The following is a 15015-nucleotide window of genomic DNA, read 5'->3' as shown; positions in this document are numbered from 1 at the left end:
TCGGTCGACTCGTACGTGCCGTCGGTTTCCATGAACCCCTGCCCCCTGACCAGCCAGGTCGCCGCAACTGTGCCACCGTCAATCTAGTGGCCCGGGCCCGCTCGGGAGAGGATTCGGCCACCCGTACGGCCCAGGGCCGCCGGGAAGCGCACCGGGCGCGCCGCGAGGGCGGCCGGGAAGCCGCCGGGGGCGGCCCGGCGGCGTGCGAGCCCTGCCACCGGGGCCGTGCCCGGGCCGGATCGGCGTACACGGCGCCGTCGCCATGTCCATCGCGGACAACGACACGCCCCCAACACTCCCGATCGGCGCATGCCTGAGCCCCTCCCCCGCGCCTAGCCTGCGGAGGAAACCCGCAAGTGCGTCCAGAACACCCCCAGGAGCCCCGCATGAACGCTGTCCCGCAGGAGCGGCGCGTCGTCACCGCCATTCCCGGTCCGAAGTCGCAGGAGCTCCAGGCTCGTCGGCTCGACACCGTCGCCGGTGGCGTGGGCTCCACGCTGCCCGTGTTCACCAAGCGCGCGGGCGGCGGCATCATCGAGGACGTCGACGGCAACCTGCTGATCGACTTCGGTTCCGGCATCGCCGTGACCTCCGTGGGCGCCTCCGCCGAGGCCGTGGTGCGCCGCGCCTCCGCGCAGCTCCAGGACTTCACCCACACCTGTTTCATGGTGACGCCGTACGAGGGTTACGTGGAGGTCTGCGAGGCGCTGGCCGAGCTGACCCCGGGCGACCACGCCAAGAAGTCGGCGCTGTTCAACTCGGGCGCCGAGGCGGTCGAGAACGCGGTCAAGATCGCCCGTTCGTACACCAAGCGCCAGGCCGTCGTCGTCTTCGACCACGGCTACCACGGCCGCACCAACCTCACCATGGGCATGACGGCGAAGAACATGCCGTACAAGCAGGGCTTCGGCCCGTTCGCCCCCGAGGTCTACCGCGTGCCGGTCGCCTACGGCTACCGCTGGCCCACCGGTGCCGAGAACTGCGGCCCCGAGGCCGCCGCGCAGGCGATCGACAACATCACCAAGCAGATCGGCGCCGAGAACGTCGCCGCGATCGTCATCGAGCCGGTGCTCGGCGAGGGCGGCTTCATCGAGCCGGCCAAGGGCTTCCTGCCGGCGATCGTGAAGTTCGCCAACGACAACGGCATCGTCTTCGTCGCGGACGAGATCCAGGCCGGCTTCTGCCGTACCGGCCAGTGGTTCGCCTGCGAGGACGAGGGCATCGTCCCGGACCTGATCACCACCGCCAAGGGCATCGCGGGCGGTCTGCCGCTGGCCGCCGTGACCGGCCGCGCCGAGATCATGGACTCCGTGCACGGCGGCGGCCTCGGCGGCACCTACGGCGGCAACCCGGTGGCCTGCGCCGGTGCCCTGGGTGCCATCGAGACCATGAAGGAGCTCGACCTCAACGGCAAGGCCAAGCGCATCGAGGAGGTCATGAAGGGCCGCCTCACCGCGATGCAGGAGAAGTTCCCGGTCATCGGTGACATCCGCGGCCGTGGCGCCATGATCGCCATCGAGCTGGTGAAGGACCCGGAGACGAAGGAGCCGTACGCCGAGGCGGCCGCCGCGCTCGCCAAGTACTGCCACGGCGAGGGCGTCCTGGTCCTCACCTGCGGCACGTACGGCAACGTGCTCCGCTTCCTCCCGCCGCTGGTCATCGGCGAGGACCTGCTGAACGAGGGCCTCGACGTCATCGAGGCGGCTCTCGCCCGGATCTGACGGCGGAACGGCGACTTCTGACACCCTGTGTGAAGAAGCTGTGGGGGGCCGATGGCGGGATGGAGTTCCGGCTGTCGGCCCCCCGTTTCGTGCCGTACGGTTTCTGCAGATGAGAGAAACACCCAGGGCGGAGCCTCCCCAGCCCCGCCCGAACCGTGCCTTCGCGCACACCACTGGAGCCCTGGGCTCCGGAACTCCTCACCGATCGGATGGCCGCCCGCCCCACACCCCCCGGGGCGCGCGGCAGCCCGGTCCCCCCCAAAGGGCAGAAGCCACCCCCCCCTGCTTCTGCCCTTTGGCTTGTTCTCTGCGCGTCTCAAGCCGCCCGGCGGCGGAACACCAGCCGCTCGCTCGCCGCTCCGGGCCGGCCGGGCGCCGACGACCGGGCGACGCGCACCTGCCCGAGCCTGTCAGAGGCGAAGAGGTAGGCGACTACCTCCACCTCGACCGGCGTCCGGAGCCAGCGCGTGAGGACGTTCCCTCCAGGAGGCGAAGTCGTCGCGGGGGCGAGTGGCATAGCGGGAGGCGCTGCCCCGGTCCTCGTATGCTGCGCCGAGGGTGATTCCTTCACGGTCCGCCGCGTTGCCGTCGTCGTCGTGCTGCTCGGGGATGGATCGGTTCCCCTTGGCAGAGACCCGGAGGTACTCGCGGCCGATCAGTCCTGTCAGGCTGGTCATCGTGCTTCCTCGTTTCCTGGCCCAGCTCCACACCAGCAGTAGTACGTCCCAGCGCGAGACACGACTCCCCGTTCCGAGAAGATCGACGATTTTCCTTGCACTTCTTCTCTCTGGTGTCGTAACATGGCAGGTTATCGCCCACGGCCCCCTGGCCCGCCTCGACGAACGTCTCTCCCGTGTCCTGGTGGACAGCGTGCCGCGCGCACTGAGCGAGGCGGCCTCGGATCTCGGCAACCTGACCGTCGCCCTGCCCATGCTGGTCTGCGCCATGGCGTACGCGGTGCGGCGGGGCCGGTGGGCCGCCGCCCTCTGGGCGGGCCTTGCCATGGCGCTGGTCCCGCTCCTGGTCGTCCCGCTGAAGCTCTGGACGGCCCGCCCCGGCCCGCTCGAGCCGTGGGCGCACGGCTACTTCCCGTCGGGGCACACGGCCACGGCGATGGTGGCGTACACCGGCGCGGCCCTCCTGGTGTCGCGGCGGCTGCTCCCGGTGGCCGTCCTGCTGACCGCCGTCACCGCCGCCGGACTCGTCCTGCGGGGCTTCCACTGGCCGCTGGACGTGCTGGCGTCCGTCGCCCTCTGCCTGCCCCTGCTGCGCTGGCCGGTGTTCGCCGCGCGATACGGTCGCGCTGCCGCCACCCGTACGGACGAACCGGAGCACTGATGACGATCCACCGGCCCGGACTGCCCTCCGACCTTCCCGAGCCCGCGCTGCTGTGGGCGCGCTGGGGCGTGAACGCGGTGGTGCGGGCGACCACCGCGAAGGAGGCCCGGGGGGCGCGCCGGACCGGCGTCTGGATCGACGACGAGGGGCTGCACCTCGACGACGCCGGCTGCACCTGGTGGGCCTTCTCCCGACTGGGCGAGGGCCGTTGGGTGCTGTACGGCGAGGACGAGTCCAGCGGCTGCAAGTGGCACAAGCCGCCCGTCGACGTGCTGGCCGGCGGGCCGGACTGGCTGCCGTACGACGAGCTGCGCGAGCTGCTCGACGGGTGGGAGCTGGGCTGTGTGTACTGGTACGAGGACGGCGCCTGGTCCCGGGCGGTGTACCCGGAGGACCTGGGGGACGACGGCCTCGACTGCGGGATGAGCCGGTTCACGGACCGGCAGGAGGCGCTGGACCTGCTGGTGGACCTCGTGGGGTACGACAAGGCGGCGGCGGAGGTCCTGCTCGCCGCCGCCGAGGAGCGGCGGCTGACGCCGGAGCTGCTGGCGGCGCACGTGGTCGCGGAGGACGGCGGCGCACCGGACCTTCCGGCGATGGTCCGGGCGCTCGAGCGGACGGGGCTGGGGCCGGCCCCCGGGGAGGGCCGGCTCCAGGAGGGTCAGTTCCAGGGGTAGGCGTCGAAGTTCCGGCTGAACTGCCAGTCGTTGTAGCGGTCCCAGTTGATCGACCAGGTCATCAGGCCGCGCAGGCCGGGCCAGGTGCCGTGGGTCCGATAGCTGCCGCAGCCGGTGTTCCTGGTCAGGCAGTCGAGGGCCTTGGCGACCTCGGCCGGTGCGGTGTGGCCGTTGCCGGCCTGGGGGGAGGCGGGGAGGCCGATGGCGACCTGGTCGGGGCGGAGGGCCGGGAAGAAGCGCTCGGTGTTGCCCGCGACCGGGAAGCCGGTGAGCAGCATGTCGGTCATGGCGATGTGGAAGTCGGCGCCGCCCATGGAGTGGTACTGGTTGTCGAGGCCCATGACGGGGCCCGAGTTGTAGTCCTGGACGTGCAGCAGGGTGAGGTCGTCGCGCAGGGCGTGGATGACCGGCAGGTAGGCGCCGGCGCGCGGGTCCTGGCCGCCCCAGGGGCCGGAGCCGTAGTACTGGTAGCCGAGCTGGACGAAGAAGGTCTCCGGGGCCATGGTGAGCACGAAGTCCTCGCCGTACCTGGCCTTGAGGGTCCTGACCGCCTGGATCAGGTGGACGATGACCGGGCTGGTCGGATTGCGGAAGTCGGTGTCGCCGGTCTGCAGCGAGAGCGAGTGGCCCTCGAAGTCGATGTCGAGGCCGTCGAGGCCGTACTCGTCGATGATCTCCGAGACGGAGGTGACGAAGGCGTCGCGGGCTGCCGTGGTGGAGAGCTGGACCTGGCCGTTCTGGCCGCCGATGGAGATGAGGACCTTCTTGCCGGCGGCCTGCTTGGCCTTGATGGCGGCCTTGAACTCCTCGGGCGACTCGACGTTCGGGCATTCGGCCGCCGGGCACAGGCGGAAGCGGATGTCGCCGGAGGTGACCGAGGTCGGCTCGCCGAAGGCGAGGTTGATGACGTCCCACGAGTCGGGGACGTCGGCCATCCGGGTGTAGCCGGAGCCGTTGGCGAAGCTCGCGTGGAGGTAGCCGACGAGGGCGTGGGCGGGCAGCCCGCCGCCCGGGGTTCCGCCGCCGCCGTCCGCGGTGGTGGCCCTGACGGTCGGTGACTTCGGGGACTCGCCCGCACTGTTGGCGGCGGAGACCTGGACGTCGTACGAGGTGGCGGGGGTGAGGCCGCCGATGGTGGCGCCGGTGCCGGCGGTGGTGGCCTTCCGCACTCCGTCGACGTAGACGTGGTAGGCGGTGGCGCCGGAGACCGGGTTCCAGCTCAGGGGGACGGTGGAGGCGGTGGGGGCGCCGGTGACCGTGAGGCCCGTGGGGGTGCCCGGGATCTGGACCGGGTCGCCGCCGGGGCCGAGCAGGGACAGGTCGTCGGCGTGGTAGGCGCCGGTGCCGTACCAGCCGTGGCTGTAGACGGTGACCGAGGTGGTGGAGGCGCCGGTGGTGAAGGTGGTGGCGAGCCGCTGCCAGTCGGGCGCCGACTGGGTCCAGGTGGAGACGTCGGTGGTGCCGGTGCCGGAGGCGCCGAGGTACACGTAGGAGCCGCGGACCCAGCCGCTCAGCGTGTAGGTGGAGTTCGGCTTGACGGTGACGGTCTGCGCGCACCGGGCGTTGTCGCTGCCGGCCGGTGTGGCCTGCAGGGCCTTCGTCCCGCCGTGTACGGGCGACGCGACGACGGCCCCGCTGCCGGCCGTGCAGTTCCAGCCGTCGAGGCCGGACTCGAAGCCGCCGTTGCGGGCGAGTTCGGTGTCGGCGGCCCGGGCCACGGGACTGGTGAGCGCCGCGATCCCGCCGGCGGCGAGGACGCCGGCCAGCAGGAGGGTCAGAGGTCTGGTGCGGTCCACAACTGCCTCCGGGGGTGGGGGAATCGAGTGGAGCGCGCCACAGCATGGTCCAGACCAATCATGTGGTCAAGACCTCTGGACGGGCGCCGCGCCCCTCACCGGATGCCCGTCCCCCCGTGCCCGCCGGCGAGTCGACCCGCCGCCTCGTGCATCGCGAGTTCGAGCACTGCCGGATCGGTGAGGGTGCCCGCCGCGTCCGGCGGCACCAGCCAGCGGGTCCGGCCGGCCATCCGCCCCGGGTACGGCACCACGATCCAGGAACCGGCCCCCGCGCCGCGCACGCCGGTGCCCAGCCAGCGGGCGGCGGTGCCCGGCGGCACGAAGAAGCCGACCCGGGCCCCGCCGAAGTCGGCGAGGACCGGGCCGGGCCGGTCCACCAGGCGGGTCAGCACGTCGAGCGCCGCACGACCGAGCCCGGCCGGCAGGATCAGCACGTCCCAGCGCCGGCCGGCGGGCAGCAGCGCGACCCCGTGCGGGCTGCGCTCCCACTCCCAGCGGCAGGCGTCGGGATCGGGCGCGGCCGAGGCCAGCCACTCCACGACGGCCCTGGCCTCCGTGGCCCCCGCACCCGTCCCCGTTCCAGTCATGACGAAGCCCTCTCTCTCCTCATGGACCCGCCGGTCGCGGAATCCACAGGGAGAGAGAGGGCCGCCCCGCGCCTATGACGCGGGTCCCGCACTCATCGCATGTGATCTAGGTCACACCACTCGACGGCTCAGCTGTCGAAGCCGAGACCCAGTCGGTCCATCGTCTTCAGCCACAGGTTCCGCCGGCCGCCGTTCTCGTCGGCGCGGGCCAGCGACCACTTGGTGATCCCGATGCCCGCCCACGCGATCGGCTCCGGCGGGAACGGCAGCGGCTTGGAGCGCACCATCCGCAGCTCCGTGCGCTCGGTCCGCTCCCCCGCCAGCAGGTCCAGCATCACGTCGGCGCCGAACCGGGTCGCGCCCACGCCGAGCCCCGTGTAGCCCTGCGCGTACGCCACCTTGCCGTGGTGCGCCGTGCCGAAGAAGGCCGAGAAGCGCGAGCAGGTGTCGATCGCCCCGCCCCAGGCGTGGCTGAAGCGCAGGCCCTCCAGCTGCGGGAAGCAGGTGAAGAAGTGCTGGGCCAGCTTCAGGTACGTCTCCGGGCGGTGGTCCATCTCGGCGGCCACCTTGCCGCCGAAGCGGTAGACCGCGTCGTAGCCGCCCCAGAGGATGCGGTGGTCGGCGGTGATCCGGAAGTAGTGGAACTGGTTGGCGGAGTCGCCGAGGCCCTGGCGGTTCTTCCAGCCCACCGACGCCAGCTGCTCGGGGCTCAGCGGCTCGGTCATCAGCGCGTAGTCGTACACCGGGACGGTGTAGTGCCGCAGCCGCTTGACCAGCGACGGGAAGACGTTGGTGCCGAGCGCCACCCGGCGGGCCGCGACCCTGCCGTACGGGGTGCGCACGGCCATTCCGCCGCCCGCCGGGACCAGGTCGAGCGCCGGCGTGTTCTCGAAGATCCGCACGCCGAGGTCCAGGCAGGCCCGCTTGAGGCCCCAGGCCAGTTTGGCCGGGTGCAGCATGGCGACTCCGCGGCGGTCCCACAGGCCGCCCTGGAACGTGGGCGAGTCGACCTCGGCGCGCAGCTGGTCGCGGTCGAGCAGCTCCAGGCCCCCGGCGAGCCCGAGCCGGTCGGCCTCCTCGTACCACTCGTGCAGCTCGTCGACCTGGTAGGCCTCGGTGGCCACGTCGATCTCGCCGGTGCGCTCGAAGTCGCAGTCGAGGGAGTAGCGGGCGACGGCCTCCTCGATGGCGTCGAGGTTCCGCTCGCCCATCCGCTCCAGCGTCGGCAGCTCCTCCGGCCAGCGGGCGAGGCCGTTGCCGAATCCGTGGGTGAGGGAGGCGGCGCAGAAGCCGCCGTTGCGGCCCGAGGCGGCCCAGCCCACCTCGCGGCCTTCGATGAGGACGACGTCCCGGGAGGGGTCGCGCTCCTTGGCGAGGAGCGCGGTCCACAGTCCGCTGTAGCCGCCGCCCACCACGAGCAGGTCGCACCGCTCGGGGCCGGCGAGGGCGGGCAGGGCTCCGGGCTTGCCGGGGTCTTCCAGCCAGAAGGGGACGGGCTGGGCGTCGGAGAGAGATTGTGCAGCGAGACGCATGGCGACTGGGGCCATGGTTTCCAACTCCTTCGGTGCCTGACCGGCTCGGCCGCCGGTCAGGCGCTGATGTCAGGCTGTTGCCGTTTTCCTGCGCCGGTTCGAGACGATCTGCCCGGCCACGACCACCAGCACCGCGATGACGAACATCGCCGTACCGATGACGTTGATCTGGACGGGGGTTCCGCGCTGTGCCGAGCCCCAGACGAACATGGGGAAGGTCACCGTGGAGCCCGCGTTGAAGTTGGTGATGATGAAGTCGTCGAACGAGAGCGCGAAGGCGAGCAGCGCGCCGGCCGCGATGCCGGGGGCGGCGATCGGCAGCGTCACCCTCAGGAAGGTCTGCACGGGCCCCGCGTACAGGTCGCGCGCCGCCTCCTCGAGCCGCGGGTCCATGGACATCACGCGCGCCTTGACCGCCGTGACGACGAACGACAGGCAGAACATGATGTGGGCGATGAGGACCGTCCAGAAGCCCAGCTCCGCGCCCATGTTGAGGAACAGGGTGAGCAGCGAGGCGGCCATGACGACCTCGGGCATCGCCATCGGCAGGAAGATCAGCGAGTTGATCGCGCCGCGTGCCCGGAAGCGGTAGCGGACCAGCGCGAAGGCGATCATGGTGCCGAGGACGACCGCGCCGGCCGTGGCCCACGCGGCGAGCTGGAGCGAGAGGGTGAGCGACTCGCACATGTCGGCGACGCCGCAGGGGTCCTTCCAGGCGTCCAGCGAGAACTGCTGCCAGGCGTAGTTGAAGCGCCCGTTCGGCTTGTTGAACGAGAACGCCATGACGACGACGTTCGGCAGGATCAGGTACGCGAGCGTGAGCAGGCCCGCGATGACGACGAGATTCTTCCGCAGCCACTGCATCAGACCAGGTCCTCCGTTCCCGCGCGGCGGATGTAGACGGTGACCATGAGCAGCACGACCGCCATGAGGATGAACGACAGGGCGGCGGCCGTCGGATAGTCCAGGACCCGCAGGAACTGCGACTGGATGACGTTGCCGACCATCTTGGTGTCGGTGGAGCCGAGCAGCTCGGCGTTGACGTAGTCGCCGCTCGCCGGGATGAAGGTGAGCAGCGTGCCGGAGACGACGCCCGGCATGGACAGCGGGAAGGTCACCTTGCGGAAGGTGGTGGCCGGGGAGGCGTAGAGGTCCTGCGCGGCCTCGTGCAGCCGGCCGTCGATGCGCTCCAGGGAGGTGTAGAGCGGCAGGATCATGAACGGCAGGAAGTTGTACGTGAGACCGGCGACGACGGCCATCGGGGTGGCGAGCACCCGGTCGCCCTCGGTCCAGCCGAGCCAGCTGGTCACGTCGAGCACGTGCAGCGTGTTCAGTGCGTCGACCACCAGGCTGTCGTCCGCGAGGATCGTCTTCCAGGCCAGCGTGCGGATCAGGAAGCTGGTGAAGAACGGCGCGATGACGAGGACGAGGAGCAGGTTGCGCCAGCGCCCGGCCTTGAAGGCGATGAGGTACGCCAGCGGGTAGCCGAGCAGCAGGCACAGCAGCGTCGCGGTGCCCGCGTAGAGCAGCGAGCGGACGAACTGCGGCCAGTACTCCTGGAAGGCGTCCCAGTAGGTCGCGAAGTGCCAGGTGACCTCGAAGCCCTGCTCCAGGGAGCCGGTCTGCACCGAGGTGGAGGCCTGGTAGACCATCGGCAGCGCGAAGAAGACCAGCAGCCAGACGATGCCGGGCAGCAGCAGCCAGTACGGCACGAGCCGACGGCGGGTGGAGAGCTTGCGGAGGACCGGTTCCTCTATGGGCGGGGTCTCCTTGACCAGGGTGGTGCTCATGCGGCGTCCTCCACCGTCTCCGCGCCCGCGTCGCCCACGGTCCCGGCGAGCAGGGACTGGGCCGCGTCGAGGCCGAAGGTGTGCGCCGGGTTCCAGTGCAGGACGACCTCGGTGCCGGGCACCAGACGGGAGTCCCGCTCGATGTTCTGCTCGTACACCTGGAGCTCGGCGCCGGCCGGGGAGTTCACCACGTACTGGGTGGAGACGCCGATGAACGAGGAGTCGGCGATCCGGCCGGTCACCCGGTTGCGGCCCGCGGCGATCTCGTCGGCGTCGTCGGCGTGCGTCAGCGAGATCTTCTCGGGCCGTACGCCGACGAGCACCTTGCCGCCCGCGCGCACGGCGGAGGTACAGCGCTCGCCGGGCACGCGGAGCTTGCCGCCGCCGGCGGTCACGAGGACGTCGCCGCCGGTCTCGACGACCTCGGCCTCGATCAGGTTCGAGGTGCCGAGGAAGTTGGCGACGAAGGTGGTCTGCGGGTTCTCGTACAGGTCGGCGGGAGCGCCCAGCTGCTCGACCCGGCCGCCGTTCATCACCGCGACCTGGTCGGCCATGGTCATGGCCTCCTCCTGGTCGTGGGTGACGTGGACGAAGGTGATGCCGACCTCGGTCTGGATGCGCTTGAGCTCCAGCTGCATCTGGCGGCGCAGCTTGAGGTCGAGGGCTCCGAGCGGCTCGTCGAGCAGCAGCACCTGCGGGTGGTTGATGAGCGCACGGGCCACGGCGACGCGCTGCTGCTGGCCGCCGGAGAGCTGGTGCGGCTTCTTGTGGGCGTGCTCGCCCAGCTGCACCAGCTCGATCATCTCGTCCACCTGCGGTTTCACCGACTTGATGCCGCGCCGGCGCAGACCGAAGGCGATGTTCTCGAAGATGTCCATGTGCGGGAAGAGCGCGTAGGACTGGAAGACCGTGTTCACCGGCCGCTTGTACGGCGGGAGGTCGGTGACGTCGCGGTCGCCGAGGAAGACGGTGCCCGTCGTGGGGTCCTCCAGGCCGGCGATCATCCGCAGCGTGGTGGTCTTGCCGCAGCCGGAGGCGCCGAGCAGGGCGAAGAACGAGCCCTGCGGGATCGTCAGGTCGAGCGGGTGCACGGCGGTGAACGAGCCGTAGGTCTTGCTGATGCCGGAGAGACGGACGTCGCCGCCGCCGGTGTTGCCAGTGTGAGCAGTCTTGTCAGTCATGGAGGGGATCCCGGGATTCGTGAAGGAACGGACGACGGCCTCAGGCGCCGATGAGCTTGGCGAACTTCTCCTCGTACGCCGTCTCCTCCGCGCTGCTGAGCGAGCGGAAGGCACGGGACTTCGCCGCCATCGCCTTGTCCGGGAGGATCAGCGTGTTGTTCGCGAGCTCGGGGTCGATCTTGGACAGCTCGTCCTTCACCCCGTCGACCGGGCAGACGTAGTTGATGTACGCGGCGAGCTGCGCGGCGACCGGGAGCTCGTAGTAGTAGTCGATGAGCTTCTCGGCGTTGGTCTTGTGCCGGGAGTTCGCCGGGACGAGCAGGTTGTCGCTGGAGGTGATGTAGCCCGCGGACGGGATGGCGAACTTGATGTCCGGGTTGTCGGCCTGGAGCTGGATGATGTCGCCGGCCCAGGCCAGGCAGGCCGCCAGGTCGCCCTTGTCCAGGTCGGAGGTGTAGTCGTTGCCGGTGAAGCGGCGGATCTGCTTCTTGTCGACGGCCTTCTGGAGCCGTCCGATCGCGCCGTCGAAGTCGGCGTCGGTGAACTTTCCGGGGTCCTTGCCCATGTCGATGAGCGTCATGCCGACCGAGTCGCGCATCTCGGTGAGGAAGCCGACCCGGCCCTTGAGCGCGGGGTCGTCAAGCAGCTGGGTGACGGAGTCGACCTTCCTGCCGCCGGTCGCCTTGGCGTTGTAGGCGATGACCGTGGAGATGCCGGTCCAGGGGTACGAGTACGCCCGGCCCGGGTCCCAGTCGGGCCGGCGGAACTGCGTGGACAGGTTGGCGTACGCGTGGGGCAGGTGCGACGGGTCCAGCTTCTGCACCCATCCCAGCCGGATCATGCGGGCGGCCAGCCAGTCGGTCACGCAGATCAGGTCGCGGCCGGTGTCCTGGCCGGCCGCGAGCTGCGGTTTGATCTTGCCGAAGAACTCGACGTTGTCGTTGATGTCCTCGGTGTACTTGACCTTGATGCCGGTCCGCCGGGTGAAGGCCTCCAGGGTCGGCCGGGACTTCTCGTCCTCGCTGACGTCCATGTACTCGGTCCAGTTGGAGAAGCTCAGCGTCATCTCCGTGGCCGAGAAGTCCGTGGACGCCGGTCCCTCGCCCTCCCGCTTGGCCGGCGGGATGCCGCAGGCACTCAGCCCGGCGAGGCCGCCGACGGTGAGCGCGCCGACGCCTCCGGCGCGCAGCAGCGAACGGCGGGTGAGGGCGCCCCGGCCGCTCGTCACGCTGCGCCGCATCGCCGCGATCTGCGCGGCGGACAGGCTGTCCGGCTGGTACTGCTCCATGCGCTGTGCCCTTTCGGGATGGGTTGGCCGCTGGTCGGGCGGCCGGCTGCTATCGGTCCCCGAAGATCGTGCGGTGCCAGTCCTTGGCCGCCACCGCCGTGTTGTCGTACATCACGTGCTTCACCTGCGTGTACTCCTCGAACGAGTACGCCGACATGTCCTTTCCGAAGCCCGAGGCCTTGTAGCCCCCGTGCGGCATCTCGCTGATGATCGGGATGTGGTCGTTGACCCACACGCAGCCCGCCTTGATCTCGCGCGTGGCCCGGTTCGCCCGGTAGACGTCACGGCTCCAGGCGGAGGCGGCGAGCCCGTAGGGGGTGTCGTTGGCGAGCCGGATGCCCTCGTCGTCCCCGTCGAAGGGCAGCGCCACGAGGACCGGGCCGAAGATCTCCGACTGCACGACCTCGCTGTCCTGCGCGGCCCCGGTGATGAGGGTGGGACGGTAGTATGCGCCGTCCTTCAGCTCGCCACCAGGGGCTTCGCCGCCGGTGACGACGGTCGCGTAGCCGCGGGCCCGCTCGACGAAGCCGGCGACCCGGTCGCGCTGGGCGTGGCTGACGAGCGGCCCGAGGTCGGTCGACGGGTCGAACGGGTCCCCCAGCCGCACGGTCTCCATGAGCTCGGCGACCCGGGCGACGAAGGCGTCGAACAGCGGCCGCTGGACGTAGGCGCGGGTGGCGGCGGTGCAGTCCTGGCCGCTGTTGATGAGGGAGGCGGCGACGGCGCCGTGGGCGGCGGCCTCCAGGTCGGCGTCGTCGAAGACGACGAACGGGGCCTTGCCGCCGAGTTCCAGGTGGAGCCGCTTGACGGTGGCGGTGGCGATCTCGGCGACCCGCTTGCCCACGCCGGTGGAGCCGGTGAAGGAGGTCATGGCGACGCCGGGGTGCCCGACCAGGTGCTCGCCGGCGACCCGTCCGGCGCCGGTGACCACGTTGACGACGCCGTCCGGGATGCCGGCCTCGGTGGCCGCCTGCGCGAACATCAGCGAGGTCAGCGGCGTCAGCTCGGCCGGCTTGAGGACGATCGTGTTGCCCGCGGCGATCGCCGGGAGGATCTTCCAGGCGGCCATCTGCAGCGGGTAGTTCCAGGGGGCGATCGAGCCGACGACGCCGATGGCCTCGCGCCGTACGTACGAGGTGTGGTCGCCGGAGTACTCGCCGGCGGACTGGCCCTGGAGGTGGCGGGCGGCGCCGGCGAAGAAGGCCGTGTTGTCCACGGTGCCGGGCACGTCGAACTCGCGGGTCAGCTTGACCGGCTTGCCGCACTGCAGCGACTCGGCCTGCGCGAACTCCTCCGCCCGCTCGGCCAGCACGCCGGCGAGCCGGTGCAGGGCGTCCGAGCGCTCGCCGGGCGTGGCGCCCGACCAGCCGGGAAAGGCCTCCCGGGCGGCGTCGACGGCCTCGTCCACGTCGGCCGTCGACGCCAGCCGGTAGGAGAGGACGTCCTTCCCGGTCGCCGGGTCGACGACGGCGTACTCGTCCTGTGAGGTCCCGGGGCGCAGCCGCCCCCCGATGTACTGCGCGCCGTCCGCGAAGCGGTCCGACACCTGGAAGCGGTTGCCCATGACGCTCTCCGTTGTTCCAGCTCGAGTTGAGTGCCGATCCTGACAGAGGGACTTCGGTCCAACAAGTGATTCCGTTGTTGCCTTTTGGTTACGCGACGGAATCGGTCGACCAAGTGTCGAGCACGGCCGGAAAATGCCGTACGGACTGTCCGTGGCAACTGAAACAGTGGCATGCATGAGTGAGCTGGAACGATTGAAACAGCAGGTCAGACGCGGCGAACGGGTGAAGTGGCTGCACTTCTGGGGCCACCGTCCGCACCCCGAGGGGCGGCTCTCGGCGAGCTGTCTGAGCCAGTGGTGGCCGTCGCCCTTCGCGGTGGACGGCGTGCGCTACGCGACCGCCGAGCACTGGATGATGGCGGAGAAGGCGCGGCTCTTCGGCGACGCCGAGGCCGAGCGCGCGGCGCTCACGGCCGCGTCACCGGCGGCGGCGAAGAAGGCGGGCCGCCTGGTCCGCGGCTTCGACGACGAGGTCTGGCAGCGGAAGCGCTTCGAGATCGTCGTGGCCGGCAGCGTGCACAAGTTCGGGTCCGACGAGGCCCTCAAGGCCTTCCTGCTCGGCACGGGCCGCCGCGTCCTCGTGGAGGCCAGCCCGCTGGACCGCGTCTGGGGCATCGGCCTGCCGGCGGACGACGCCCGGGCGTACGACCCCGAGCGCTGGCAGGGCCTGAACCTGCTGGGCTTCGCGCTGATGGAGGCGCGGGAACGACTGCGGTGAGGCCCGCGGGCGGTACCGCGGGGAGCAAGGAGAACGGGGGCCGCGCGGAGCGACCCCCGTACCCCCGGCCTGACGCGCCGTGACGGCGCGTCCTCCGGTGCGTGCGCCTCAGCGGCGCGTCTCGACGACCAGGCTGGTGCCCCAGGGGTCGTCCCTGCCGCTCTTCTCCCACTCGTCCACGTGCGTGGCGATGTAGATGATCAGCGCGATGCCGGCGACGCCGAGGACGAGGCCGATCGCGCCGAGGACGATGCCCGCGATGGCCTGGCCGCGGTGGCCGGCCTCACCGCGGTCCGCGCGCTTCTTCCCGAGGATGCCGAAGATCAGCGCGAGACCGCCGAGGATGAGCCCGAGGATGCCGTAGGAGCAGAAGGCGAGCACCACGCCCACGATGCCCAGGATCATGGCGGTGATCGCGAAGCCGTTGGTGGGCGGCTGCCCCCAGCCCTGCTGCGGGTAGCCGGAGCCGTAGGTGGGGTACGTGGCCGGCGGCGCGGCCGGGTACCCGTACGCGGGTGTCGCGCCCGTCGCCGCGGGGGGCGCGGTCGGGTAACCGAACGTCCCTCCGGTCGCTCCCGGTGCCGCGGGCGGCGGCGGAAGGTCGACGCCCGGCATGGCCGCCATGGTCGGCTGGTCGTGCACCGGCGGCGTGGACGCGCCGGGCGCTCCCGGGGCGCCGGTCGCGCCTCCCGCTCCCTTGCTCAGCTCGACGCCGTCCTGGTTCGGCGGAGCCCACGGGTCCGCGGGCTGGTCGTTGTTCTCGGACATGGGCCTCCCCCATCGTGGTCACGCCATGCTACGACCTCCGCCATCAGGGGGATGT

Annotated in this window: 13 protein-coding genes and 1 pseudogene; 5 read left to right on the top strand and 9 right to left on the bottom strand. The window is 71.0% G+C overall.

Annotated elements, in window-relative coordinates:
- The first annotated feature begins 386 nt into the window (after window positions 1-386).
- From gabT to ESG85_RS09295, 4 genes and pseudogenes are all read left to right on the top strand, one after another.
- Window positions 387-1721 carry a 4-aminobutyrate--2-oxoglutarate transaminase gene (gene gabT / locus ESG85_RS09310; protein ID WP_128977577.1) on the top strand — a complete coding sequence of 445 codons (1335 nt, stop codon included), beginning with the start codon at window positions 387-389 and terminating at the stop codon, window positions 1719-1721.
- Between the two features lie 109 nt (window positions 1722-1830).
- A pseudogene (locus tag ESG85_RS35810) lies at window positions 1831-2004 on the top strand (phosphatase PAP2 family protein); the annotation flags it as partial.
- A 482-nt stretch (window positions 2005-2486) separates the two neighbouring features.
- Window positions 2487-3059, top strand: coding sequence for a phosphatase PAP2 family protein (locus tag ESG85_RS09300; RefSeq protein WP_246094899.1), 573 nt, complete (start codon window positions 2487-2489; stop codon window positions 3057-3059).
- Window positions 3059-3736 carry a hypothetical protein gene (locus tag ESG85_RS09295; RefSeq protein WP_128977575.1) on the top strand — a complete coding sequence of 226 codons (678 nt, stop codon included), beginning with the start codon at window positions 3059-3061 and terminating at the stop codon, window positions 3734-3736. The genes ESG85_RS09300 and ESG85_RS09295 overlap by 1 nt, the downstream gene beginning before the upstream one ends.
- On the opposite strand, the gene ESG85_RS09290 is transcribed toward ESG85_RS09295, so the two are convergent.
- From ESG85_RS09290 to ESG85_RS09255, 8 genes are all read right to left on the bottom strand, one after another.
- A complete protein-coding gene (locus ESG85_RS09290; protein ID WP_128977574.1) occupies window positions 3721-5532 on the bottom strand; it encodes a chitinase in 1812 nt (603 codons plus the stop codon). The two genes, ESG85_RS09295 and ESG85_RS09290, sit on opposite strands and share 16 nt — an antisense overlap.
- A gap of 95 nt (window positions 5533-5627) precedes the next feature.
- Complete coding sequence (locus ESG85_RS09285; RefSeq protein ID WP_128977573.1) at window positions 5628-6119, bottom strand: bifunctional DNA primase/polymerase; 492 nt, start codon at window positions 6117-6119, stop codon at window positions 5628-5630.
- A 128-nt stretch (window positions 6120-6247) separates the two neighbouring features.
- Window positions 6248-7666 (bottom strand): NAD(P)/FAD-dependent oxidoreductase, encoded by a 1419-nt coding sequence (locus tag ESG85_RS09280; RefSeq protein ID WP_128977572.1) that lies wholly within the window; start codon window positions 7664-7666, stop codon window positions 6248-6250.
- A 54-nt stretch (window positions 7667-7720) separates the two neighbouring features.
- On the bottom strand, window positions 7721-8515 hold the full coding sequence (locus ESG85_RS09275) for an ABC transporter permease (protein ID WP_128977571.1): 795 nt from the start codon (window positions 8513-8515) through the stop codon (window positions 7721-7723).
- Complete coding sequence (locus ESG85_RS09270) at window positions 8515-9441, bottom strand: ABC transporter permease (protein ID WP_128977570.1); 927 nt, start codon at window positions 9439-9441, stop codon at window positions 8515-8517. The genes ESG85_RS09275 and ESG85_RS09270 overlap by 1 nt, the downstream gene beginning before the upstream one ends.
- Window positions 9438-10622 carry an ABC transporter ATP-binding protein gene (locus ESG85_RS09265; protein WP_128977569.1) on the bottom strand — a complete coding sequence of 395 codons (1185 nt, stop codon included), beginning with the start codon at window positions 10620-10622 and terminating at the stop codon, window positions 9438-9440. The genes ESG85_RS09270 and ESG85_RS09265 overlap by 4 nt, the downstream gene beginning before the upstream one ends.
- A 40-nt stretch (window positions 10623-10662) precedes the next feature.
- Entirely contained in the window at window positions 10663-11910 is a 1248-nt protein-coding gene (locus ESG85_RS09260) for a polyamine ABC transporter substrate-binding protein (protein WP_128977568.1), read from the bottom strand.
- 49 nt (window positions 11911-11959) lie between these two features.
- Window positions 11960-13474 (bottom strand): gamma-aminobutyraldehyde dehydrogenase, encoded by a 1515-nt coding sequence (locus tag ESG85_RS09255; protein ID WP_128977567.1) that lies wholly within the window; start codon window positions 13472-13474, stop codon window positions 11960-11962.
- A gap of 175 nt (window positions 13475-13649) precedes the next feature.
- Between ESG85_RS09255 and ESG85_RS09250 the strand changes: the two genes are divergently transcribed.
- Window positions 13650-14192: a riboflavin biosynthesis intermediates N-glycosidase gene (locus ESG85_RS09250; protein ID WP_128977566.1), complete on the top strand. Its 543-nt coding sequence runs from the start codon at window positions 13650-13652 to the stop codon at window positions 14190-14192.
- A gap of 108 nt (window positions 14193-14300) precedes the next feature.
- On the opposite strand, the gene ESG85_RS09245 is transcribed toward ESG85_RS09250, so the two are convergent.
- Entirely contained in the window at window positions 14301-14960 is a 660-nt protein-coding gene (locus ESG85_RS09245; RefSeq protein WP_128977565.1) for a DUF4190 domain-containing protein, read from the bottom strand.
- Between the last annotated feature and the right edge of the window lie 55 nt (window positions 14961-15015).

Source organism: Streptomyces roseicoloratus, from assembly GCF_004117935.1.
In the GTDB taxonomy this organism is placed as follows: domain Bacteria; phylum Actinomycetota; class Actinomycetes; order Streptomycetales; family Streptomycetaceae; genus Streptomyces; species Streptomyces roseicoloratus.
This window is presented reverse-complemented; position numbering and strand designations above follow the sequence as displayed.